Origin of the sequence: Alteromonas antoniana (assembly GCF_019249295.1) — a bacterium.
GTDB classification, from domain to species: domain Bacteria; phylum Pseudomonadota; class Gammaproteobacteria; order Enterobacterales; family Alteromonadaceae; genus Alteromonas; species Alteromonas antoniana.
Window position 1 is genome coordinate 216392 of sequence record NZ_JAESDH010000002.1, and the last position, 23830, is coordinate 240221.

Here is a 23830-nt window from a genome sequence, read left to right on the forward strand (position 1 = left end):
ACTCGCTGAGTGACTTTAGACTTGTTCGCATCTTCCCTCGAGACGTGCGCCCCGGCATGCTTTGTAAACGGGGCGTGTGGCAATGCAGTTTTATAACGCAGAGATTGTTAGCCTATCCGCTGAAACCTTCATCAGGTTGCGTCGGGTTGGCCGACGCCGCCTCGCGGGCAAGATCATCACAACGTTCGTTTTCAGGATGACCAGAATGTCCTTTCACCCAATGCCAGTCGATATCATGGCGTTTCACAGCTTCATCAAGCTGTTTCCAGAGATCGGCATTTTTAACCGGTTTTTTGTCTGACGTTCGCCAGCCGTTTTTACGCCAGTTATGGATCCACTGATTAATTCCGTTTTTGACATACTGGCTGTCAGTTGTCAGGTCCACCTTGCAGGGCTCTGTCAGACTGTTAAGTGCAACGATGGGGGCCAGCAACTCCATGCGGTTGTTGGTCGTATGAGCAAAACCATCGCTTAATTCTTTTCGGTGAGATTTGTACACCAGAACCGCGCCGTAGCCTCCAGGCCCGGGATTACCCAGACAAGAACCGTCGGTGAAAATATGAATTGTTTTTCGGGTCACCCGATTACCTCTTTTTGCTGTTTGTCATAGCGTGTAGCGATGGGATTGATATACTAGCAAAAAAGAGAAGCAAAGCAGAGATAACATGCGTCAGATTGTACTGGATACAGAAACCACAGGTATTGATCCGAAAGAAGGTCACAGGATAATCGAAATTGGTTGTGTGGAAGTGGTAAACCGGAAACTTACCGGTAATCATTTTCACGTGTATATCAATCCTGGCCGCCAGATAGAGCAGGAAGCGATTGAAGTCCACGGGATCACTAATGAATTTCTGGCTGACAAGCCGGTTTTTAAAGATATTGCCCAGGACTTTGTTAATTTTATTCGCGGTGCGCAGCTGGTGATCCATAACGCGCCTTTCGACGTGGGTTTTATGGATCATGAGTTCTCCATGGAGCCATCTACCCGCACGGTTAAAACGGCGGATATCTGCACGGTACTCGATACTCTGGTCGTTGCCCGGCAAATGCATCCGGGTCAGAAAAATAACCTCGACGCGCTGTGTAAACGCTACGGCATTGACAATTCCCACCGGGAACTTCACGGCGCATTGCTGGATGCGGAAATTCTTGCCGATGTCTATCTGTTGATGACAGGCGGGCAAACCAAGCTCAGGCTCGCCGGTGAAAACAGTGACTCGGACAATAGTGCTCATGCCATACGTCGTGTTCAAAGAAACGGAAAAAAATTAAAGGTTATCAACGCATCCGCCGATGAATTAGCACAGCATGAAGCCAGACTGGACATTGTCGAGCAAAGCGGCGGTAAGTGTCTCTGGCGGGCAACGGGCAGCGAAGAATAACAGCGGGAGCCAGCGCAAGTGACGGGTAGGATATGGGTGGTTGTGTTACTGGTGATAAGTGGTCTATGTGCTGCTCAGGAACCTGTATCTGTGAATCCGCAAGCGTCGAGCGAATCTGAAAGCACTGATAACGAGGCTTCACCGCTGACTGAGCTGGGAACGGAATACCAGAACTCCATTGAACTGCTGCGAAACCGCTTTCGCATCGACTATAAAGTCGATGAGATCACCATGGTGTTTTTCCGCGAGTATGGCTCTGCGCCGGTGGTGTTGGTGCGACCGGATGGCTCTAAAATCTTCCAGAGTCAGGTCGAGGGAGACGATATCTTCTGGTATGACGCTGACACCTACGACATGATCAGTATTAAAAACCCCGTTCCCGGACCATGGCAGGCGGTGGGAAGGATTTTGCCAGGTAGTCGCGTGATGGTGCTGTCTGATATTCAGTTACATGCTGATAAACTGCCATCAATCATTTTTTCCGGTGAAATCCTTAAAAGCACGGCGTATCTCACTAATGACGGTAAGCCCATCGACTACAATGAATTTCGTGACGTGGTCGAACTGACCATCGAGCTTATCAGTACCAATAACCCCAATTATGATAACTTTGGTGCCAATGATCAGCTTATTGCCACATTTGAGGATAATGGGCGTGGCATGGACGAAGCCCCACTGGACGGTACGTTTACTGGTCAATTTAATTTGTCTGTGCCGCCAGGTGAATGGAAGCCGATATTCAGGGTGACTACCCCCATGTTCACCCGCGAGCAGGAAAATCCACCCATCCTGCTTTACCCTAATCCTATTAAGCTGGACGTTGAACTTGATGGCGGTGGTGATCGCTACCACAAATTACTGATTGATACAGACAGGGAACTGGTTGACATTGAGTCATTACTCATTGATGGAAAAATTCGCTTTCCAAATGGTGATATGCAGAATTTTTCTCTGACCGAACCCAGTAACGATGTCCGTGAACACCTCATTGTGGCTTACGAAGAAGGGGTGTTCAGGGTAAAGCTGACAGCGTATGGCACGACCTCCGAGGGCCGTGATTTTATTCTGGATGTTCCGGAGTATACGTTTTTAGCGGAAGCTCCTGAGCCAGAAGTGGTTGATCCGATGCTGGAGGAGACGCCGACTGCAGATGATGGCCAGACAGCAGTGCCGGATACGTCAATGGATCTGGATTCGGATATTGGTATTGCTGACAGTACTGCTGAGCCAGAAGTCAGTGATGAGATGGATGACAGCACGATAATGATGCTGATTATTGGCGTAAATGGCACTATTGTTGTGATTGGCTTACTGGTTGTTACCGGCGTGATGGTAAAGCGAAAAATGGCCAGGAAAAAAAGCCTGAGTCCGTCAACGCCGCCAGCGTCAGCCGAGGGGGCAGGTGACGAGAAGAAAAGAGGTTCTATGCTGTCAAAACTCATTGGCATGTTCAAAAAGTCTGGTTAAGCTCGCTTATTCACTTATTTTCCTCTTCGTTTCTTCTTTTCTGCACGCTATAAACCGGGCTTCGCACGTTGCAGCTGGTTTATGACCGTAATCCTTGTCAAATACCGCAGATGCAGGCGATTTCCTGTGTTTGTTTCTCCTGAACGGCATAACGGCCGCTCTCGGCATTGGTTATAGTCTGTGTTGATATACAACGAGCCAGGCACAGGCACTGCTAAAGAGACGTTGCGATTTTGCCTCAATCCGTATTTCCGGGTTTAATCAGGCCGCTGAGTACCTTTCAGACAGCAATTGTTGGTAAATAAAACATTCTGTTGAATTTACGTGCAAACGGGCCGCAGATGACGATTTTATTAAAAAAAACCATTGACTCTATTTGGGTGAAACCGTATTATCTGCGCCGCAGTGAGGGCAGGGCGATTCGCTAAACGCAATTAACTCACTGAATATATTGAAAAAGTGGAGCGGTAGTTCAGTTGGTTAGAATACCGGCCTGTCACGCCGGGGGTCGCGGGTTCGAGTCCCGTCCGCTCCGCCACTAACTTGCATGTCCTGTGTGAGTTATCTACCTCAAAAAATCACCAAATATTACTTCACAGTATTCGCTTTACTGCGCTTTCGTGTTGGTATTCGCGTGTCTATCAGGATACCATTCTCTTAACATTACCAAGAGGGTCAAAGCAGACATGGAAGCAGTGATTGCATGTCAGGGGATTGTAAAGTCCTACCGGGAAGAAACCACTACCACTAACGTGTTAACCAATATTTCTTTTACCGTAAACGCGGGCGAACAGGTTGCCATTCTTGGCAGTTCAGGTTCGGGGAAAAGTACGTTACTGCATATCCTGGGTGGATTAGATACGCCTGATGAAGGCAAGGTACTGATTAAGGGGCAGGCGCTTCATGCGTTGTCTTCAAAACAGCTGGCGGCGTTGAGAAACCGTGATATCGGTTTTATTTATCAGTTTCATCACTTGTTACCCGAGTTTACTGCGGTTGAAAATGTGGCTATGCCGCTGCTAATCAACGGGACATCACATAAACAGGCACAGGCAGAAGCAACACACCGGCTGGAACAGGTGGGGCTTGCACATCGTCTTGATCATAAACCCGCTGCACTGTCTGGTGGTGAGCGCCAACGCGTTGCCATTGCCCGGGCACTGGTAAACAATCCGGCGATTGTCTTAGCCGATGAGCCGACGGGCAACCTGGATCACCGCACCGGGGATCAGGTGTATGCGCTGTTGCGTCAGTTAAGTGAAGAGCAGGGAACCAGCTTTATCGTGGTAACACACGATCGGTCTCTGGCCGCACAAATGGACCGCACACTTACCATTATGGACGGCAAGTTACAGTTGCCAGAAGCGCAGGCTGATACTGTATGAAGCTGGCGTGGGAATTGGCAAAGCGATTCCGTCGTGCCAAGCAAAAGAACCGTTTTATTTCATTTATTTCCTTCTCTTCCACACTGGGAATTGGTCTTGGCTGCTTTGTGTTAATTACCTTGCTGAGCGTCATGAATGGCTTCGAACGGGAACTCACCCACCGTATTTTGTCAGTGATCCCACATGGTGAGCTTTATGCGACAGAGTCCACGGGAATACGTCACTGGGAGGCACAGGTTCACAGATTGGAGCAGGATCCAAGGGTTAGTCAGGTCGAACCTTATACCAAGATAACCGGCATGTTGCAGTACAAGGGTGAACTAAAAGCGGTTGAACTGACGGGGCTTGATACGACATCTGACAACACTATCGCCTGGCGCTCCAGAGTGCCAGAGTCAGACTGGACGCGCTTTCAGTCCGAACCGGATGGTGTGCTGTTAGGCAAGGGGGTTGCCGAGAAACTGGGAATAGAGAAAGGCGACGCGGTGCAGGTACTCATTCCGACGATGACGGCTGACTTGTCCTTTAAGGCGCCACACAGTGAAACCCTGACAGTGTCGGGGATCCTCAATATTGGCGGTGAGCTTGATAATTATCTTGGCATGATGCACCTGAAAAAAGCCTCTCAGGCACTGGATATTGACTCTGGCGCACTGGGGCTTCGGTTTACCTTGCATGATCCATTTTCGGCCTTTGGTACCATGCGTGAAATTGGCTATAGTTTTCCGCAATCTGCTTATATGTCTGACTGGACCAGAACGCAGGGTCACCTGTACAACGACATTCAGCTGGTCAGAACGGTCGTGTATATTGCACTGACACTGGTCATTGCGGTTGCCTGTTTTAACATTGTTTCAACGCTGGTTATGGCGGTGCGGGAAAAGCGCGCCACTATTGCTATCTTAAAGACAATGGGGGCGACCGATGCCCTTATTCGTCAGGCATTTGTATTGCAGGGCATGATTAACGGTGTCATTGGCATTGTATCGGGTACATTGGCAGCCCTTCTTATTGCGCCGAACCTGTCTGCTATCGTTCGCGCAATAGAAAATGGTTTAGGGATCAGCGTACTTTCCGGAGATATCTATTTTATCGATTTTCTACCCTCACAGCTGCATACCCAGGACGTGATAGTCACCGTCGTGGTGGCGTTTATCCTGTGTGTGCTGGCAACGTTATATCCTGCTCATAAAGCGGTAAAAGTTGAGCCTGCTACGGCATTAAATGGCTAGTGTTTGTCGCAAGTCGCTTAATACGGATTGGATAAGATACAAATTCAGGTGATAAAAAAATAGCCCGACTTAGCGGGCTATTTTTTGTTTAGCAGATTATCCGCTAACTGTTTTTATCAAAGTGCTGAAGGTCGATGTTTTCTTCCTTCTCGCCAGCATTTGCATCGTAGTAGACGTCCTCATCAAGCTCATTCTCACTTTTTGCCACGACGCACGAAACCATACAGTCGCCGGTAATATTCACCGCAGTACGGGTCATGTCTAACAGGCGATCCACACCGATTATCAGGGCAATGCCTTCTACCGGCAGATTTACCTGCTGCAATACCATTGCCAGCATAATGAGACCCACCCCGGGAACGCCGGCAGTACCGACCGAAGCGAGGGTCGCGGTAAGCACAACCATCAAATAGTCGCCCAATGTGAGATCAACGGCATACACCTGCGCAATAAAGACAGTAGCAACCCCTTGCATAATCGCGGTACCGTCCATGTTGATGGTGGCGCCCAACGGCAGCGTAAATGAAGAAACAGAGTTACCCACACCCAGCTTATTACGGGCGGTTTCCATGGTCACCGGCAGTGTGGCACTGCTGGATGATGTGCTGAATGCGAAAAGCGCCGCATCACGCATTTTTTTGAACAGCACAATCGGATTCAGGCCAGTCAGTACTTTCAGTAGTATCGAGTACGTTACCAGGCCATGTATCGCCAGTACTGCCAGTACCAGTACGAAATATTTAGCCAGACTGAAAATGGTATCCACGCCGATGGTGGCAAACAGTTTCGCCATCAACACAAACACCCCGTAAGGTGCCAGGTTCATGATGATGGTCACCAAACGCATAATGACGGTGTTTACGTCCTCGAAAAAGGCCCCGATCCGTTTGCCGGCTTCACCGGTCATTGCCATGGCGATACCGAAGAGCACCGCGAATACGATAATTTGCAGCATATTTCCTTCCGCCATCGAGTTGATGGGGTTGGTAGGAAACATATTCACAAATACTTCTGACAAGCTGGGTGGTGTTTTCGCTACGTATTCATTTTCAGTACTTAAGTTAAGGTTTTCGCCCGGAGAAAACAGTAAACCTAAGCTGATAGCCAGTGTTACCGCAATACCGGTTGTGACAATATACAGGCCGACAGATTTTGCGCCTAAGCGCCCGAGTTTACTGGGCTCAGTGAGGCTGCTGGTGCCACAGATAAGCGAGACAAATACCAAAGGTACGACCAACATTTTCAGGCTGGCGATAAATATTTGTCCGAGTGTAGAAAATATACCTTCTACCAGAATGCCATACGTGGATAACTCGAAACCAAATATCGAAAAACGTAAATCTCCGCTATCATCAAACAAGAATTGTAGCAGGGCGCCGATAATGATTCCGGCAACCATGCCGATAAAAATTCTGGTGGTTAAGCTATATTTATGTGCAGTTTGAGACATGTATGTTCCCTGAGCATATTTTATTATTCTGAATTGCCCCGATAGTGTGCCAGATTCTGGTTATTTTTAAACGTGAAAACGGCCCAATTGTCATTAAAAGAGGTCCAGGAAGACAACTATGCATGCATTATTCAAGTCGCTGACGTTACTCAGCACAATGATTTTACTTGTTGCCTGCGGTGGAGGCGGCTCTGTATCCAGAGACGGGGACACCGGCGGTAATACGGGCGGTGGCGGTACAACACCTGACCCTACAATCAGTATTAGCATGGATGTGCAGGACAGCGAAGGGAATACAGACAGAAACCTGACTATCGATAACCCCCTGACCGTGATTGCGACCGTGTCTGACTCAAACGGGGATGCCGTAACTGATACGTTAGTGACGTTTAACCTTAGCAACAGCGAGCTGGCGGTGTTTTCTAACGACACTGGTACAGCTCGTACCGATGACAATGGCGTAGCAACGATAAACATGACAGTGGGAGCGCTGGCGGGTGACGGTCAGATCACGGCGACAATAGCATCCGGTGAGGAAGGAACCACTACGTTCTCCTCTTCTGGCAGCGGTGGTGGCAGTGTACAGCCCGCCACATTGCAGTTGTTTGCCAGTACAGTGCAACTGCCCTCCAGTGGCTCCGATGAGGTTGAGCTGATAGCGCTGGTGAAAAATGAGCAGAGCGTGTTGATGGAAGGCGTCGATGTTAGCTTTTCGGTAAGTAATGAAGCCGATGTGGAACTTCAGCTTACGCAGCCAACGACTGCTGCAGACGGCACCGCTCGCGCTTTGTTGTCTACACAAAATAATGCCACTAACCGCACAGTAACGGTTACTGCGCAAACGGGCACGCTGGTGCAAACGGTGAATGTTGATATTTTCGGCACCGAAGTGACCATCAATGGAACCAGCTCTATTATTCTTAATGACTCTGTAGAGTTAACGCTGCGCGTACAGGATTCGGACGGCGTGGCTATCCCTAATCAGACAGTGGCTGTAGAAGCGCAGACTGGCACACTCAGTGCTGGCTCAGTGGTCACCGGCTCAGACGGTCAGGCTAGCGTGACTTATACCGGCACGGTGTCCGGGCAGGATGTGATAACGGCTTCGGCACTCAATGCAGAAACTGAATTCACTATTTCTGTACAGGAAGACGAGTTTACTTTCGTCAATACACCTGACGATGACATTCCTTTAAATACCAACCAAACCCTTACCGTTCGCTGGAATAAAGACGGCGGCCCCTTCGCCGGCGGAAATGTCTCGTTTACGGCGTCGCGCGGCACCATAATGTCTGGCGGAACTGGCACTACCGATGCTAACGGAGAGGCAAGCTTTACTATTGCGTCTACCAATGCCGGTCTCTCGTCCATCACCGCGACAGGTGAAGACGCAGATGGCAACGAGGTAAGTGCACGCGTAGAGATCGAATTTGTTGCAACCGTACCTGATACGATTCAGGCTGACGCCAGCCCCGATCTGATTGGCCCCGACGGCCAGACGAGTACTATCACCGCTATCGTCCGGGACGCGGAAGGTAATCTGGTGAAAGGTGCTGTTGTCTCATTCAATGTGGATGACACCAGTACTGGCTCAATCTCGCCGTCGCAGGCAACCACTGACAGTAACGGCGTGGCGTCTACTATCTTCACCTCAGGTTCCGTCACCAGCGAAGATGCTGTGGTTATTACTGCTGCAATTAATGGTATGCCGGCGGTAAGTGACACAGTCACGCTGACGGTAGGTAACCGTGCTTTTGATGTGTCGATTGGTACAGGTAATATCATTATCAGTCCGGACAATGCGACCTATTTAAAGGAGTTCTCTGTATTCGTAACGGACTCTGTCGGCCAGCCAGTCCAGGGTGTTGCTCTGACGGTGTCGGCAACCCCGGTCAAGTTTGCTAATAACGGGGTTTACAGAAAAGGCGCGTGGGCTTGGAATGGCACGGTCTGGCAACCGGTAACATCCACCACCTGTGATAATGAAGACATTAACGCAAATGGTATTCTGGATGTGGGTGAAGACACCAATGGTGATGGCTTCCTCACTCCAGGGATTGTCGGCTCCATCAGTTTCGCTGGTCAAAACGTAACTGATGAGAACGGTCAGGCGATTGTTGAATATCGCTACCCGAGAGGATTTGCCGCATGGTATGAAGCAAATATACGGGTATTCGCACAGTCTACTGGTAGTGAAGCCAGTGCAACGCTTTACTACAGGCTCTCTGCCGCGGCAGATGATCTGGATGACGAGGCGGAAGTGCCGCCGGCAAGTCCCTTCGGTACCAACGCGGTATGTACGGACACGCTATAGTGTTGAAGAAGCCCGGTTAATCCGGGCTTCGTTATTTTTACAGCACCTTCTGGGCAGGTCAGACTATTACCAACGCTTACAAGGCATGCCTGTCCTGTTTGTTTCACACAAGTATTTCACAACCTGCTTTTTCTTTGATTATCTTCTTGCGTAGGTATTTTCCGGAACCTATCTCATATCGGTCAGGTACGCGTACCTGCGCATCGGTGAAGGCTTGCTACTAGTCAGCACGGAAAATGCCATCACAGCCGCGTACAGGCGGCCTCAAAAGAGGGAAATGCGCTTGGGTCGGTCATTGATTAAGGCAGAAGAGTATTTAAGCAGGTCTGTTAAAGGGTGACGGAGATCATCAAACAGTTCAACGATAACCCCTTGGTTTGCTAAACGTCTCGAAAAGAGAGCTCTGAAGTAATTTTGGTTTCAGTGAATTAGAAAGACGTGGTGGCTATAAAAACTACGATTTGCGAGAAGCCTGTCCTGCAACACCAGGTTTGTATGCAAAGCAGCGATGATATAGATGTAAGGCTTTTTACCTGAATAATGTAGTAGTGCGATGGCGACCTGATTCGGGATTTGGCAGGTGCAACATGCAATGCGATGGCAAGTGTGCACCTGCTCAAGCGATGTGATCTGTGGTTCGGGTAATGGAAAAAAGCCCGGGCAAGCCGGGCTGTATCGATTTTTGTCTGCTTAGCTCTGCTTAATCTTGCTGGAACGGATATACCGAACCCAGTTTCAGAATTTGCGTCAGCTCATCAAGCGCTGTGCGCGACTCGGTCACAAGCTGCGGGTCGCGCAGGTCGTTTTCTGCCAGCTCATCACGGTAATGCTTATCTACCCAGGTATTCAGGCGCGCGAATTGTTGATCGTTAATCAGCGTGTTTGGATTCACAGCGTCGAGTTCCTGCTCTGTCAGCGCAACGCGTAAACGCAGGCACGCCGGGCCACCGCCATTGCGCATACTTTGTTTTACGTCAAAGTAATTGACGGATTTGATAGGCGTACCCGTGGTCACCAGGTTATCCAGATAACGGCTTACGGCGTCGTTTTCCTGACACTCTGTTGGCGCTATGATCGTCATGTCACCTGAGGGGAGGGTGATGATCTGTGTATTAAACAGATAGGTTTTAACGGCATCCAGCACGGAAACATCATCGGTCTTCACTTCAATGAAATGCAGAGGATGATCGCCGAACTTACGACGAATTTCATCAAGCTTAGTCTGGGTATCGTAAAATGCCTGTTCATGGAAAAACAGTACATTCTGGTTACCTACCGCAATTACGTCGTTGTGAAATACACCCTGGTCAATCACATCCGGATTTTGCTGTATGTAAACCACTTGCTCATCACTTAATCCATGCAGACGTGCGATCGCCTGGCTGGCTTCCAGCGTCTGGCGGGCAGGGAATTTCTTCGGCGCTGGCTTGCTAGGGTCAAAGGCATGTCTGCCGTACACAAACAGCTCCAGGCCTGCATGCCCGTAATCGGTACACAAACGGGTATGGTTTGCCGCACCTTCGTCGCCAAAATGTTCATTGTCCGGCAGGTGCGTGTGGTGGGCAAAGTACTTGTCGTTAGCAAAGGTGGCTTTCAGGATGCGCCCGGTCACTTCGGGTTCAAGAGAGCGGTGAAACTTGTTGGTCAGGTTGGCTGGCGTGAAGTGAACACGGCCATCTGCTGTGTCGGCACCTGGCGAGACTGTTGCCGCATTGGCGGTCCACATGCTTGATGCTGAACAGCATGCGAGCAACACTTCGCGGGCCTGTTTAGCGGCACTTTCCAGTACAGAAGCATCAGAACCGGTGAAGCCAAGACGGCGAAGCGTGGCAATGTCAGGGCGCTCCTGAGGGGCAAGGATCCCCTGCTTCATGCCCATGTCCGACAGCGCTTTCATTTTGCCCAGGCCCTGTTTTGCAGCTTGCTTGGGACTGCTTACCGCATTGGCGTTATTCAGGGAGGCAACATTACCAAATGACAAACCCGCGTAATTATGGGTTGGTCCTACCAGGCCATCAAAGTTCACTTCGAATTGCTTCATACTTTCCCTCTGTAGGTTGTGAGTGACAAGAATGCCACCTTATTACAGGTCGGTGAGAAACTCCTGAGAGGCGACGACTGGCCCTTGTTTCCTTTGCCGACCTGATTGAGAATAGCGTCGAATGAGCGGCATTATACGGGTTTTCATCGGGTTGCCAATCGAGGTGGTTAAAAAGTGAGCTAAAATTGCCGCTGATACCGGCAAGTGAAAGAATAACTATTAAGAAGATCTTGTTTTCCATTCACTTTGTAGATATATGTTAAAAAAGCACGGGCGTTGTCAGGGCACATTCCAGCTCCCGTTTCATACAGTTAGCAACTGTAAAAGTTGCTATAAATCAATGGGTTTAGTTCAATTATATGGCAAAATCACTGGTCATAGTCGAGTCGCCAGCCAAAGCGAAAACGATAAATAAATATCTCGGTAAAAATTTTATCGTAAAAAGTTCAGTAGGCCACGTTCGCGATCTCCCGACCAAAGCACTCGGGAAAGTAGAGCCTAAAAAAAGTGCAAAAGAATTAAAAACCTTCAGTGAAGAAGAGAAGTCTGAATATCTCCGTCGCCACGAATATAAAAAACTGGTCGACCGGATGGGGGTAGACCCCGAGCAGGACTGGCAGGCACATTATCAGGTGCTGCAGGGAAAAGAGAAAGTCGTTAACGAGCTTAAAAAGCTGGCTAAAGATGCAGACACCATCTATCTCGCGACCGATTTGGACCGCGAGGGAGAAGCCATTGCGTGGCATCTTAAAGAGCTTCTGGGCGACAAAAATAAAACCTATCAGCGTGTGGTGTTTAATGAAATCACCAAGAACGCTATACAGGAAGCCTTCTCCCATCCCGGAGAAGTGAACACCGATCGCGTCAATGCACAACAAGCGCGTCGGTTCCTTGATCGCGTTGTCGGCTTTATGGTGTCTCCACTTCTGTGGAAGAAAATTGCCCGCGGGCTGTCGGCTGGCCGTGTACAGTCAGTGGCGGTGCGCCTGGTGGTTGAGCGTGAGCGGGAAATCAAGGCGTTTGTCCCTGAAGAGTTCTGGGACGTGCATGCTGACCTCACCACAGAGCAAAAAAATGCATTGCGAATGCTGGTTAATAAATACCAGGGCAATGCATTTAAACCAAAAAACAAATCCGAAACAGACGAGGCGGTAAAACGTCTGGAAGCGTCGCCTTACGTTGTTGAGAGTCGTGAATCCAAACCTACTCAAAGCCGTCCGTCAGCACCTTTTATCACGTCGACGTTACAGCAGGCGGCAAGTACCCGCTTAGGATTTGGTGTAAAGAAAACTATGATGATGGCGCAGCGGTTGTATGAAGCTGGCCATATCACCTACATGCGTACCGATTCGACCAATTTGAGTCAGGAAGCGCTGGATAATTGTCGCGACTACATAAACGACAATTTTGGTGACAAATACTTGCCCGCATCGCCTATTCGTTACGGGAGTAAAGAAGGCGCACAGGAAGCCCACGAAGCCATTCGTCCTTCTAATGTGGCAATTAAGGCGGAATCGCTTAAAGAAATGGAGCGCGACGCACAGCGCCTGTATGAGCTTATCTGGCGTCAGTTTGTGGCATGTCAGATGACACCCGCGAAATATGATGCCACCACCATTAAAGTGGCGGCAGGGGATTACGAACTCACCGCGAAAGGCCGGGTACTGAAGTTTGACGGCTGGACCCGGGTGCAGCCTCAGATCCGCAAGAAAGGTGACGAAGAACTGATGCTGCCGGATGTACAGAAAGGCGATGTACTTAACCTCAAAGCGTTGGATCCAAAACAGCACTTTACTAAGCCCGTCGCTCGCTACAACGAAGCCTCACTGGTAAAAGAGCTTGAAAAACGGGGAATAGGTCGTCCTTCCACGTATGCCAGTATCATTTCGACGATTCAGGATCGTGGCTATGTGCGCCTGGAGAATAAACGTTTTTACGCTGAGAAAATGGGCGAAATCGTTAACGACAGGCTGATGGAAAACTTCGATGACCTGATGAGTTACGATTTCACGGCCAATATGGAGCAGCATCTGGATGATATCGCCGAAGGCAATAAAAACTGGAAGCAGGTCCTAAACGATTTTTACAGTGACTTTTACAATAAGCTGCTGACCGCTGAGAAAGATCCTGACGAAGGCGGAATGCGTGCGAATCAGGCCGTGCCCGCAGGAATATCCTGTGACAAGTGTGGCCGTGAAATGAACGTACGTACTGCATCTACCGGCGTGTTTTTGGGATGCTCAGGCTACAATCTGCCGCCCAAAGAGCGCTGTACCAACACCATGAACCTCACACCTGGCGATGAAGTTGTGAAGGTTGATGATGAGGAAGAGATGGAAACGGAGGCGCTACGAGCTAAAAAGCGCTGTCAGATTTGCGGTACCGCCATGGACAGCTACCTGGTTGACGAGACCCGGAAACTTCATGTCTGTGGTAATACCCCGACATGCCCGGGGACATTGGTAGAGACAGGGACCTTCAAAATTAAAGGTTATGACGGCCCGGTTATCGAATGTGATAAATGTGGCAGCGATATGGAACTTAAAAATGGCCGTTTCGGTAAGTATTTCGGCTGTTCCAATGACGAGTGTAAAAATACCCGTAAGTTACTTCGCAATGGCGAGCCTGCGCCACCGAAAGAAGATCCGGTAGATTTGCCTGAACTGCCATGCGAGAAATCCGACGCACACTTTATGCTGCGTGATGGTGCTTCAGGTATTTTCCTCGCGGCGCATAATTTCCCTAAATCAAGGGAAACCCGTGCTCCGAAAGTCGAGGAACTGGCACGCTTCAGGGAGCGAATTTCGCCGAAATTCTATTATCTTGCAGATGCGCCTCAGCAAGATCCTGATGGCAATCCGACGATCGTTCGTTTCAGCAGAAAGACGAAACAGCAGTATGTAATGTCTGAAAATGAAAACGGTAAATCTACGGGGTGGTCCGCCTGGTATCAGAACGGGAAGTGGGTGGCACAAAGTGCCAAAAAGCCCGCCGCGAAGAAAGCGACGAAGAAAGGGTAGCTGGTATGGCGTCATTACAGGACCAATTACTGAAAGCCGGACTGGCTGACAAAACGTCAGCCAAACAGGCGCGCGCAGAAAAACGAAAGAAACAAAAGCTGAAAAACAAAAATAAAGCGGCGGTTGTGGACGAAGCGACGCTGGCTGCGCAGGAAGCAGCAGAAGCGAAAAAGGCAAAAGACAGGGCACTGAATGAGGCGCGGCAAAAAGAGGTTGAAAAGAAATCTATTGCTGCGCAGGTTAAACAACTTATCAGTGTAAACCGCCAGTCTAAAGGCAAGGGCGATACAGTACTGAACTTTACTCACAACAATGTGGTAAAGCGCATGTACGTGACGGACGACGTGCATAAACTGGTTACCCAGGGCCGCTTGACGGTGGTCAGTTTTGAGGATGGCTATGAGCTTGTTCCGACACCGGTAGCAGACAAAATTGCTCAGCGTGATGATAGCGTCATAGTTTACCGTGCGGATACGGCACCGGAAGACCAGGCGGCATCGGAGGAAGATGACTGGTATGCGGATTATCAGATCCCGGATGATCTTACCTGGTAGCTGGTCGTTAATAGCACTTTAAAAAAACCTGCCCTGTGAGTGTAAACTGACAGGGCTTTTTTGTTACAGGAACAGCTTCTTATGTCGGATTTGCAGGATCCCAGAGTGTTATTTGCTGCTGAGCGAACGTTACTGGCCTGGAACCGAACCAGCCTAGGCCTGGTTGCGTTCGGCTTTGTCATAGAACGCTCAGGTTTTTTAATTAAGGCACTTGGACAAAACACCGAACAGTTTGCCGCCTACGGACCTACCTTTATTCTGGGCTTATTATTTATCCTTCTGGGAGCGTTTTGTGCTGGCGTCTCAGCCTATCAGTTCTCAAAAGTGCTCAAGACGCTGAATGACAAAGAAGTGCCCGAGAAGTACAGACCGCGGTGGGGAATGACTATTAACCTGCTGGTGTCGTTGTTAAGTCTGCTTCTCATTGGTGTGCTTTTTTACCTGCATCAATAAGGCAGATGGTGCCTGGAAACATACCTTTCAGTAAGTTGCTAGCTGGTATGAACAACTGCTACGTCTTCGAGTCCAGCGTTGGAACTTCATACGTCCGGGCTTTCCGATGATTATCGATTTATTCGAGCTTTTCTCAAGATATGATACAGCAGTGCGGGCGGTTGATGTTTTCAGTGTGTTTTAATCTGTCGTTAATCTAATTTTAATCCTGCCGACAGGGCTCTTTTAGTCATTTTTTTTATTCTTGTTGCTATCAAACAATGAGGAAAAAAATGAACAACGTCATAAAACAGATTGCAGGAGTTTCGTCAGCATTAGGGCTTTGTTTATCAGCCTCTGGCGCATTAGCGCAGACGGTCAGTGACAATGTCATTTCTGAACAGCGAAAGAACCTGGCAAGAGAAACCCGCGGTGAAGGCTATGGGCCTCAGTCCCCCAGGGATATCGAACAGTATTACGGACTCAATCAACGCGTGTTCGCGAAGGCTCCGGTGAGAAGTCAGATGAATCTCTGCAACATCCATTTCCATAAAGGGGCCGAGCACAAAGGTGGGCAATTTACCACTTACGCCGGTAACGGTAATGGTGCCGGACTGGGAACTGGCTATCTCTATAATGGTGAATTGTCTGCACAACAACAAGCGCCACTGCCAGCAAAAGTCTGTGCAGCAAAGGGGGAGGGACTGCAGTCCGGCGATACCATTGAAGTTCACTATGTATTCTCTACTGCCGCGGTTGAGCCTGGCGCTACGTTGGGTGCCTGTCTGGCTGACGAGACCATGAATCCACAACTGCGGGTAGAAGCACAGGTGATGGTGCTGGCGAACGATGAAAATGCCCCGGATTTTGAGCGGTTAGCACAGGTGAGTGAGGTGAATGGATACTATCAGGCGCCGAATATTCCTTCTGACACCGGGGTGCCTGTTGAATATTCAGGCTCTACAACCGGGCCGTCCTACAATGAAAAAGGATCGCCGTTACAAGTGTCCTGGAGCGTAAGGCCCGGTGTCACGCTCGTCAATGCGGCATCGGTAGGTGAGTGGTGTGAAGATAACGAGTTTGAGGAAGATCATGCCCATGGAGTACGTAACCTGGTGGTAAATCCGGAATTACTGTCTACTATTTACTAGTTACCAACCTTGGCAACAATCGCTGTTGGCGTCCCCAATCCGCTGGCAGTGATTGTTTGCCATATCCTGCACGCATGTAGTGCTGCTCCCGCCCATTACAGTATTGGTAATGGTCAGGCACGATAATTAAGCCGATAACCATTCCCACGCAGGGTTTCAATATCAATCAGAGTATCTTTCGGTACCTTTTGCCGTAGACGACTGATGTAAACATCTACCACATTTGTCATCGGATCGGACTGACTTTGCCACACCCGGCTGATTATCCGCTCACGAGATAGCACCTTATTCGCACTTTCCACCAGATACTGAAGCAACTGATATTCGATACGGGTCAGAGAGAGTTCCTCGCCGCAGGCGTAAACGATCCGCGATTCCAAATCAAAACTCAGGCCTCCCAGAGTCAGCGCGTTTGCAGGCGAAGTGGAAACGGAAACACGCCTTCCCAGCGCCATGATCCTGGCCAGCAACTCGTCAAAATCAAACGGTTTGCAGAGGTAGTCGTCAGCGCCTGCTTTTAGTCCCTGAACCCGTTCTCTCACATCATCAACAGCAGTTAGCAACAGCACCATCGGCGAGTCAGGCAATGCCTTGAGATTGTCCAGCACAGTGATACTGTCCTGCTGACCAAACATTCTGTCGAGTATGACAATGTCGGGTTTGTCCTGCTTGACTCTGGCTGTCAGGTTAAATAACTGATGCTCTGTAGAACACTGGTAGCCCTCGGCAGATAAGCCTCGGGCGAGAAAATCAGTTAACGGCTTTTCATCATCGGCTATCAGAAGTTTCATTTCACTAATACCTGCGGAATACGTATCGTAAATGTTGCGCCTTTACCAGGTGAAGACAATACCGTTATGTCGCCGCCGTGGGCTTCAATTATGGCTTTTGCAATGGGCAGGCCTAATCCAACACCACTGCCGTTGCGGTTCAGTCTGACAAAACGCTCGAAAATATGTTCCTGTTCCGCCAGAGATATGCCGCAGCCGTTGTCTTTTACTGAAATACTATAGCGTGAGTCGGTGCGGGATAATACCAGCTCAACTGGTGTACCACTTTCGGAATACTTAAGTGCATTATCCAGAATAATGGTGATAGCCTGTTCGAACCGTTGCACGTCGAGCAACGCAGAACTGTTGCTTTCATTGCTGACAAAGGTAATGTTTCTGTCAGCGTGTGTACGCTGCCACGCCTGAACCAGTTGCAGAATTACCTGTGCGATATCGCAACTCTCCCGTTCCAGTTTCAGCTGGCTCATTTCTGCGCGTACCAGCAATAGTAAGTCGTCTACCAATCTGCTGAGGTTAACCGATTGTTCAAGGATCGCAGACAGTGTCTCACGGTACAGATCTTCATCCACTGAAGATTGTCTGAGTGTCACCTGCGCTTCACCACGGATAATGGTCAGAGGCGTTCGCAGCTCGTGAGACACATCGGCGATAAACTGGCGTCGCTTATTATCAATGTTCGTTAGTTGCTTGTTCGCTTCGGTCAGCTCGCGAGTGCGGCTTTCAACTTCGAACTCAAGTTCTTTTCTGTATGCGGCTGCCTGTGCCTCGTGTTCAGAGAGCTGGATAACCATATCATTCAGCGCTTTGACCAGTTCACTGAATTCCTTATCGAGGTTCTCCGGAAACCGGTACGCATAGTTTCCTGACGCGATAGAGCGAGTACCAGATTGAATAACGGTAAGCGGCTGATAGAGCGCGCTGAACAACCAGTAACATCCCAGAATAATGAAGGGGCCAGCGATAACGCCAAGCCCAATAGTAAACCACACAATGGCCGTGTTGAGTGTCTCAATACTCGCATTCGTAGCTGAGACAACGCGGCTCTGGCGTATCACCGCAGAGTTGATGGCTTCCCTGAAACGATTATCAATGGTGATTTCCAGCAACTCCTGTAAGCGCGCCTGTTGGTTCAGAGGTGTATCGTTATTGGCTTCAACAATCGTCCGAAACTCTGAAATAATATCGTAAATCAGTGTTTCAAGTTCGTCGGTGTCTTCCACGCTTCCCTGAGTGACTTTTTCACCCAGAGCCAGCCTTTGCTCTATTTCAAGCGCACGGATCCGCTCAACAGACTGTTGAATCAGTTCCTGCTTGTTTCTGACCATCGCCTGATTGGCATTTTTGCCAAAAATTAACTCATCGGTCAGCTGTTTAAATAGCCGGTAAGAAATGCTGGAAAGCTGCAGGTGCTCAGTGAGAAGAGATTGCGCAATCTGACTTTGGGTCAGATTTACCCGGGTCAGGTGAGCAGTGATTGCTGACGAGGCGAGGGCAATAAGTAACATAATGGTGGCTACAAGCCCGAACAGGTAAAGTTTTTTCTTATACATAATGGTTTTATTGTTATTGGCGCAATAATTATACATCCGGACAGCGAAAAGGTATCACTGGTGGCTCATGTTACTTTATACAGCAGTTAAGCAAAAAATTGACTGCCATAGCCGGCGATCATCCTGTTGTGGAGGGAGAACGTCCTGTATCAATTGCTGATTATGTTGCTGCAGGCTGTCAGTAAAACCACGGCATGCCAGTGCATGAGATGGATACAGCCCGGTTAGGTGCTAAGAGAATACATAGTACCCGAAGATGCTCGATAAGCTTAACGCCCTGGGTTTAATGCGTAATGCCTGTGGTATCCCGCTTAGCCGTTGGCAAGTAGCAGTGTTAAGCCCTGTCGGGTACGCTCAAGCAAATCACGGTTGAGTTTGGCATGTTGCGGACTCCAGCCGCTTAAAAAACGGCAGAAATCGGCACAGGCAACAGGATAGGCGTTTCGCCACTCAGCAATGATGGCATCGGATTCAGCATCAAACCGTGTTGTCGATAGTGCCTGTCGCAGGCAGCTGAAATAATAATCGAGGCAAGATTCGGTATGCGTTATAAGCGCTGATTCATTCAACGCACTGCCTAGAAAATACGCGACATCAATTATGCCAATACCAGAACCGGTATACTGAAAATCGACAGCGGCGCATTGCTGCATATTGCTCTGAAAGCAAAAGTTAGCAACTTTGGCATCACCGTGCAGTAGGGTTTTGTACTGACAGTTGGCGAGGTAACTGTCGATAGCTTTTGCGTTGCGCTTCAGCACGCCATCACGCATCGCCTCCCACTCCTGCTGTCGGGTAGAAAGGTGCCAGTAACCGCCTGCGTGCCAGAGCGCGTTGTCATCGGTTTGCATGAAGCGGGCATGAAAGTAAGCCAGCCATCGCAGTACAGTGTGACATTGTCCGGGCGATAATTCTGTCGCTGTTTTTGTAAAGCCTGCTGCTGATAAATCTTCAAGCACAAGCAGCTGGTTTTCTCCGGCCGATTCATGTGCAGCCAGTAAGGGGGCATAGCACTGCTCATCAAGGCGCGGCTGATAACAGCGGTAAAAATGCGCTTCTACATCATAGGAATGAAGTTTTCGCTGATGACTCTGTGAAGTCTGCCATCCTCTTGGATGTTTTGCATCCGGGCGCGGCAGAATCACTTTCGCCACAAGGTATTGATGTCTGAGCGGGGAGTAAAACCTGCAGCACGTACCATAGCCGTTCCACAGTGACTGAATTTGTTCAAAACCCGACAGGCCGGGATCACCAAGTGTCGCTGATAACCAGTTTTGCCAGTGTGCTTGCATCGTTACTTTCCCAGACAAAAAAGCCGTATCAAAGGATACGGCTTTTCATTTTTGCAAGTGAACGTTTAGCCAGCTTTGGTAGCCGGTGCTGACGCTGTAGACTTACTGTTAGCCAGTGTCGCGAGTCGTCCGGAAACCAACAGTGCCGGGCGTTTCTCGTCAGCACAGCTTACCAGTTCGACGTTACCAAAGGTATCGTTGATGGTCTTTGGTAATGCCATCGGGTGTGATGCACGCTTTCTGCCTGCACTACTTGCCGGCGTAACGGCCTCTTTGGTTGTCGCTTTCGCTGGCTTGGTGTTGGGCTTTGCAGCGGGCTCAACGTTGTTCTGAACCGGCTCAGGTGTGGACGCCGGTGCTTCTGCCGTTGCCTGTACGCTGTCAGATGCTTCTTCGCTTTCTGAAACTGATGATACCTCTTCCGCTGCATTAGCTACTGCTTCAGTCTTGGCGGCAGGTTTACCCGCAGTATCAGAATCAGACGCGTTGTTAGCGTTCTCTGGTTCAACTGATGGAGAAACTTCTTTCTCAGTTGCAGCTACTTCTTTCTCAGTTGTAGCTACCGGTTCGTCGGCCGCCAGGTTAATTTCTACCTGCTTAGGTGATTCAGTTTCGGCACTGGCAGGGATGTCTTGTTTTGCGCTGTCGTTTCCGTCAGCAGCTGAGGCGTCCTCTGGCATATCAAACTGCAGCTCATCCTGTCTGATTTGTTGCGCTTTCTGTTCACTGATCTCATCGTCGCCTTTGTCCTGTTCCTTCTTGCGACGCTGGCCAGCAGCGCGAACATGACGCGGAGAACGACGTGAGCGGCCTCGATTTTCGCGCTTTTGCTCTTCATTGGATGCGTCGTCTTTATCTGCATCTTCGGAAGGTGAGCTAGTTGACGCGTCATTCTGAACCGGCTTGTCGTTGCTTGTAGCATCCTCGGACGCCGCAGGCTTTTTCTCTGACACCGGTGTTATCGGCTCCTGAGAGGTCTCTTCTTGCAAAGACGGCTCTTTGTCAGCAGCGGCTTTCTCTGTAGCCGGCTTCGCTTTCTCTACCTGTTTTGCTTTCTCTACCTGTTTTGCAGGTTGTTGAGTCGGCGCTTTAGTTTCTGCTGAATCAGCCTCGACTTGAGCGCTGTTCTGTGAACTTGGCGCGCCGTTATCGTCCTTGCGAACCCTTACGCTGCGACGTTTATCACGACGCTTACGACGTTCCGCGACTTCACGTTTTTTCGCCGGCGCATTCTCTGCATTCTCCGGTTTGTCCGCGTTGTCAGCTTTATCCGCAACTTTCTGCTCCTGCTGACGGTTGTTAGGCTTCTGATCGTCACGATTTGGCTTGCTACGGCCCTTACGGTTGCGATTAGGACGCTTGTCATCCTGATCCTGACGCGGCTTCGGCTTGTCTTTGTCGTTGCTGTCGTCTTTCGTGCTTTGCTGACCATCCTGTCTGCGAGGCTTACGGCTCTTACGACGGCGATCGTCATTATTGTTACGATTGCGCGGAGGACGGTTTCTGTTCTGTCCACCCTTATTCTGTGATTGCTTTTCTTCTTCTTCTTCTTTTTCTTTCTCTTCTTCACCCAGCAGATTGCTAAACCATTTGCCGACTTTGGCAAACAACGACGGCGTTTCAGCAATTTTCTCTTCTGCTTTTGGAGCAGCCTGTACGATCGGTGCCTGAGTCGGAGCAACCAGTCCTTTCAGTGCTGGCTCTTCGCGCTTAGTCACAACAGCGGCTGGCTTGTCTGCGTCCGTTTCTTCAGGCTGGACCAATTCAACATCGTAACTGGCTGCTGATAAGACTTCATCCGGACGACGACGATTGACCTGATAGTGAGGTGTTTCCAGATTAGCGTTGGGGATCAGCAGAAGCTGAACACCATGGCGCTTTTCCAGTGTTTGAACGGATTTACGTTTCTCGTTCAGTAAGTAAGTTGCCACAGGAACCGGAAGCTGTGCTTCAATTTGCCCGGTGTTGTCTTTAATACTTTCTTCTTCAAGAATACGCAGTATGGAAAGTGCCAGTGACTCTGTACCACGGATCGTGCCATGACCCGAACAGCGAGGGCAGACATGATGCGCTGATTCGCCCAGCGAGGGACGTAAGCGCTGGCGTGACATTTCCAGAAGACCAAAACGTGAAATGCGGCCTAGTTGCACGCGGGCTCTGTCAGTACGAACCGCGTCTTTCATGCGGTTTTCTACTTCGCGCTGATGACGAACGGGCGTCATATCGATAAAGTCGATAACCACCAGACCACCAAGGTCGCGCAGGCGTAACTGACGGGCAATTTCATCAGCCGCTTCGAGGTTGGTGTTAAGTGCAGTCTCTTCAATATCGCCACCTTTCGTGGCGCGCGCTGAGTTGATATCAATGGAGGTCAGTGCTTCCGTTGGATCGATAACGATAGAACCGCCTGATGGCAGACGGACTTCGCGTTGGAACGCAGATTCGATCTGACTTTCAATTTGATAGTGGCTGAACAGAGGCACATCGCCCTGATACAGCTTCACGCGACTGGCAAAGTCCGGACGGACTAATTGGATATGTTGTAGCGCCTGCTCATAGATGCTGGTTTTATCAATCAGTATTTCACCAATATCGCGGCGCAGATAGTCGCGAATGGCACGCACGATGACGTTACTTTCCTGGTGAATAAGGAAGGGGGCAGAGCGTTCTTCAGCCACTTTCGATACCGCTTCCCAATGGGTCAGCAGTACTCGTAAATCCCATTCCAGCTCTTCATACGATTTGCCAACACCTGCGGTACGAACAATTAGCCCCATACCATCAGGTAAATCCAGCTTGCTAAGCGACTCTTTCAGTTCTGTGCGCTCATCGCCTTCGATGCGGCGAGAAATACCACCTGCACGAGGGTTGTTAGGCATCAGAACCAGGTAGCTACCTGCCAGAGACAGGAAGGTAGTTAGTGCCGCTCCTTTTTGGCCTCGCTCTTCTTTATCGATTTGAACGATAACTTCCTGACCTTCCTTGATAACATCTTTGATGTTAGGACGGCCTTCAAATTTGTAACCTTTGGGGAAGTAAGTGCGGGCAATTTCTTTTAGGGGAAGGAATCCATGGCGCTCAGCGCCGTAATCAACAAAAGCAGCTTCAAGACTGGGCTCTACGCGGGTAATTTTTCCTTTGTAGATGTTGGCTTTCTTTTGCTCGTGTCCAGGACTTTCTATATCCAGATCGTACAAACGTTGCCCATCTACCAGGGCAACACGCAACTCTTCTTGCTGAGTTGCATTAATTAGCATTCTTTTCATTGTATCTAACTCTGTTTCCTACAGCCGTTCAGACACAAAATTAAAGTGACATGTGCAAACCCTCACCGCGCAACCTCACGGCTGGACGGGGACTTTGTTGTAACGCCGTAATACCCTTTTACTACCTGTTTATTCGTTAGGTATTTCTGTCATGATGGGTGTCGGGAACGGCTAGCCCTGTATTTCTTTACTTTTTCGCACCCTCGAGATGTATTAACCCAAGGATTACTGTCAATTCAATTCTGTTTTGCTAAACGGCGAACGTTTTTGTTTGCTTCCTGTGATGCTTTATATCGATATCAGGCGTTTAGTGTTCTGCCTGTGTTCATTTCAAAGGGCCTGTGTCATTACTGAGCGACCTGCATCACATATGATGTCTGACATTATTGTTCAAACCGGTTTTATCGTTCATTTGAAACGACTAAAACGCTTCGATTATTGCATTAATATTGCGGGATACGCAAGTTATTGCGTCAGTTATCGCCGCTTATTTGGTAGCA

16 protein-coding genes and 1 tRNA gene are annotated in these 23830 nt (G+C 49.4%); 10 read left to right on the forward strand and 7 right to left on the reverse strand.

Going from position 1 to position 23830, the window contains the following annotated elements; all coding sequences use genetic code 11:
• Nucleotides 1-112: 112 nt before the first annotated feature.
• Nucleotides 113-580 (reverse strand): ribonuclease HI, encoded by a 468-nt coding sequence (rnhA, locus tag JKP77_RS02205; RefSeq protein ID WP_218309574.1) that lies wholly within the window; start codon nucleotides 578-580, stop codon nucleotides 113-115.
• Between the two features lie 85 nt (nucleotides 581-665).
• Between rnhA and dnaQ the strand changes: the two genes are divergently transcribed.
• The 5 genes from dnaQ (at nucleotide 666) to lolE (ending at nucleotide 5469) form a co-directional block, all read left to right on the forward strand.
• Nucleotides 666-1385 (forward strand): DNA polymerase III subunit epsilon, encoded by a 720-nt coding sequence (gene dnaQ / locus JKP77_RS02210; RefSeq protein WP_218309575.1) that lies wholly within the window; start codon nucleotides 666-668, stop codon nucleotides 1383-1385.
• Nucleotides 1386-1475: 90 nt separating this feature from the next.
• Complete coding sequence (locus JKP77_RS02215; protein ID WP_338024830.1) at nucleotides 1476-2852, forward strand: TIGR03503 family protein; 1377 nt, start codon at nucleotides 1476-1478, stop codon at nucleotides 2850-2852.
• A gap of 461 nt (nucleotides 2853-3313) precedes the next feature.
• Nucleotides 3314-3390, forward strand: a tRNA-Asp gene (locus JKP77_RS02220).
• Between the two features lie 148 nt (nucleotides 3391-3538).
• Nucleotides 3539-4237 carry a lipoprotein-releasing ABC transporter ATP-binding protein LolD gene (gene lolD, locus JKP77_RS02225; protein WP_218309577.1) on the forward strand — a complete coding sequence of 233 codons (699 nt, stop codon included), beginning with the start codon at nucleotides 3539-3541 and terminating at the stop codon, nucleotides 4235-4237.
• Nucleotides 4234-5469 carry a lipoprotein-releasing ABC transporter permease subunit LolE gene (gene lolE, locus JKP77_RS02230; protein WP_218309578.1) on the forward strand — a complete coding sequence of 412 codons (1236 nt, stop codon included), beginning with the start codon at nucleotides 4234-4236 and terminating at the stop codon, nucleotides 5467-5469. The genes lolD and lolE overlap by 4 nt, the downstream gene beginning before the upstream one ends.
• A 103-nt stretch (nucleotides 5470-5572) precedes the next feature.
• On the opposite strand, the gene JKP77_RS02235 is transcribed toward lolE, so the two are convergent.
• The gene (locus tag JKP77_RS02235; protein WP_218309579.1) at nucleotides 5573-6919 is read right to left on the reverse strand and encodes a dicarboxylate/amino acid:cation symporter; all 1347 of its coding nucleotides are present in this window, start codon (nucleotides 6917-6919) and stop codon (nucleotides 5573-5575) included.
• A 118-nt stretch (nucleotides 6920-7037) separates the two neighbouring features.
• Here JKP77_RS02235 and JKP77_RS02240 point away from each other — a divergent pair, with 118 nt between their 5' ends.
• Entirely contained in the window at nucleotides 7038-9233 is a 2196-nt protein-coding gene (locus JKP77_RS02240; protein ID WP_218309580.1) for an Ig-like domain-containing protein, read from the forward strand.
• A 700-nt stretch (nucleotides 9234-9933) separates the two neighbouring features.
• Here JKP77_RS02240 and astB read toward each other — a convergent pair.
• Nucleotides 9934-11274: an N-succinylarginine dihydrolase gene (astB, locus tag JKP77_RS02245; RefSeq protein ID WP_218309581.1), complete on the reverse strand. Its 1341-nt coding sequence runs from the start codon at nucleotides 11272-11274 to the stop codon at nucleotides 9934-9936.
• A 359-nt stretch (nucleotides 11275-11633) separates the two neighbouring features.
• On the opposite strand from astB, the gene topA reads away from it, so the two are divergent.
• From topA to JKP77_RS02265, 4 genes are all read left to right on the forward strand, one after another.
• Nucleotides 11634-14294 carry a type I DNA topoisomerase gene (gene topA / locus JKP77_RS02250; RefSeq protein WP_218309582.1) on the forward strand — a complete coding sequence of 887 codons (2661 nt, stop codon included), beginning with the start codon at nucleotides 11634-11636 and terminating at the stop codon, nucleotides 14292-14294.
• Between the two features lie 5 nt (nucleotides 14295-14299).
• Nucleotides 14300-14848 (forward strand): DUF2058 domain-containing protein, encoded by a 549-nt coding sequence (locus tag JKP77_RS02255; RefSeq protein ID WP_218309583.1) that lies wholly within the window; start codon nucleotides 14300-14302, stop codon nucleotides 14846-14848.
• Between the two features lie 81 nt (nucleotides 14849-14929).
• Nucleotides 14930-15301, forward strand: coding sequence for a YidH family protein (locus JKP77_RS02260; RefSeq protein ID WP_218309584.1), 372 nt, complete (start codon nucleotides 14930-14932; stop codon nucleotides 15299-15301).
• Nucleotides 15302-15573: 272 nt separating this feature from the next.
• Entirely contained in the window at nucleotides 15574-16431 is an 858-nt protein-coding gene (locus JKP77_RS02265; protein WP_218309585.1) for a delta-class carbonic anhydrase, read from the forward strand.
• Between the two features lie 113 nt (nucleotides 16432-16544).
• On the opposite strand, the gene JKP77_RS02270 is transcribed toward JKP77_RS02265, so the two are convergent.
• The 4 genes from JKP77_RS02270 to rne form a co-directional block, all read right to left on the reverse strand.
• A complete protein-coding gene (locus JKP77_RS02270) occupies nucleotides 16545-17222 on the reverse strand; it encodes a response regulator transcription factor (protein WP_218309586.1) in 678 nt (225 codons plus the stop codon).
• Entirely contained in the window at nucleotides 17219-18772 is a 1554-nt protein-coding gene (locus JKP77_RS02275) for a sensor histidine kinase (RefSeq protein WP_218309587.1), read from the reverse strand. Before JKP77_RS02275 ends, JKP77_RS02270 begins: the two co-directional genes overlap by 4 nt.
• 311 nt (nucleotides 18773-19083) lie before the next feature.
• Nucleotides 19084-20064: a phosphotransferase gene (locus tag JKP77_RS02280; protein ID WP_218309588.1), complete on the reverse strand. Its 981-nt coding sequence runs from the start codon at nucleotides 20062-20064 to the stop codon at nucleotides 19084-19086.
• A 65-nt stretch (nucleotides 20065-20129) separates the two neighbouring features.
• Entirely contained in the window at nucleotides 20130-23330 is a 3201-nt protein-coding gene (gene rne, locus JKP77_RS02285) for a ribonuclease E (RefSeq protein WP_218309589.1), read from the reverse strand.
• Nucleotides 23331-23830 lie beyond the last annotated feature (500 nt).

Bases quoted from the DNA above. Each gene is read 5' to 3' on its own strand.
- lolE (WP_218309578.1), top strand. From the start codon at position 4,234: ATGAAGCTGGCGTGGGAATTGGCAAAGCGATTCCGTCGTGCCAAGCAA.
- JKP77_RS02235 (WP_218309579.1), bottom strand. From the start codon at position 6,919: ATGTCTCAAACTGCACATAAATATAGCTTAACCACCAGAATTTTTATC.
- JKP77_RS02280 (WP_218309588.1), bottom strand. From the start codon at position 20,064: ATGCAAGCACACTGGCAAAACTGGTTATCAGCGACACTTGGTGATCCC.
- JKP77_RS02270 (WP_218309586.1), bottom strand. From the start codon at position 17,222: ATGAAACTTCTGATAGCCGATGATGAAAAGCCGTTAACTGATTTTCTC.
- astB (WP_218309581.1), bottom strand. From the start codon at position 11,274: ATGAAGCAATTCGAAGTGAACTTTGATGGCCTGGTAGGACCAACCCAT.
- dnaQ (WP_218309575.1), top strand. From the start codon at position 666: ATGCGTCAGATTGTACTGGATACAGAAACCACAGGTATTGATCCGAAA.
- JKP77_RS02260 (WP_218309584.1), top strand. From the start codon at position 14,930: ATGTCGGATTTGCAGGATCCCAGAGTGTTATTTGCTGCTGAGCGAACG.
- lolD (WP_218309577.1), top strand. From the start codon at position 3,539: ATGGAAGCAGTGATTGCATGTCAGGGGATTGTAAAGTCCTACCGGGAA.
- topA (WP_218309582.1), top strand. From the start codon at position 11,634: ATGGCAAAATCACTGGTCATAGTCGAGTCGCCAGCCAAAGCGAAAACG.
- JKP77_RS02275 (WP_218309587.1), bottom strand. From the start codon at position 18,772: ATGTATAAGAAAAAACTTTACCTGTTCGGGCTTGTAGCCACCATTATG.
- rne (WP_218309589.1), bottom strand. From the start codon at position 23,330: ATGAAAAGAATGCTAATTAATGCAACTCAGCAAGAAGAGTTGCGTGTT.
- JKP77_RS02240 (WP_218309580.1), top strand. From the start codon at position 7,038: ATGCATGCATTATTCAAGTCGCTGACGTTACTCAGCACAATGATTTTA.
- JKP77_RS02265 (WP_218309585.1), top strand. From the start codon at position 15,574: ATGAACAACGTCATAAAACAGATTGCAGGAGTTTCGTCAGCATTAGGG.
- JKP77_RS02255 (WP_218309583.1), top strand. From the start codon at position 14,300: ATGGCGTCATTACAGGACCAATTACTGAAAGCCGGACTGGCTGACAAA.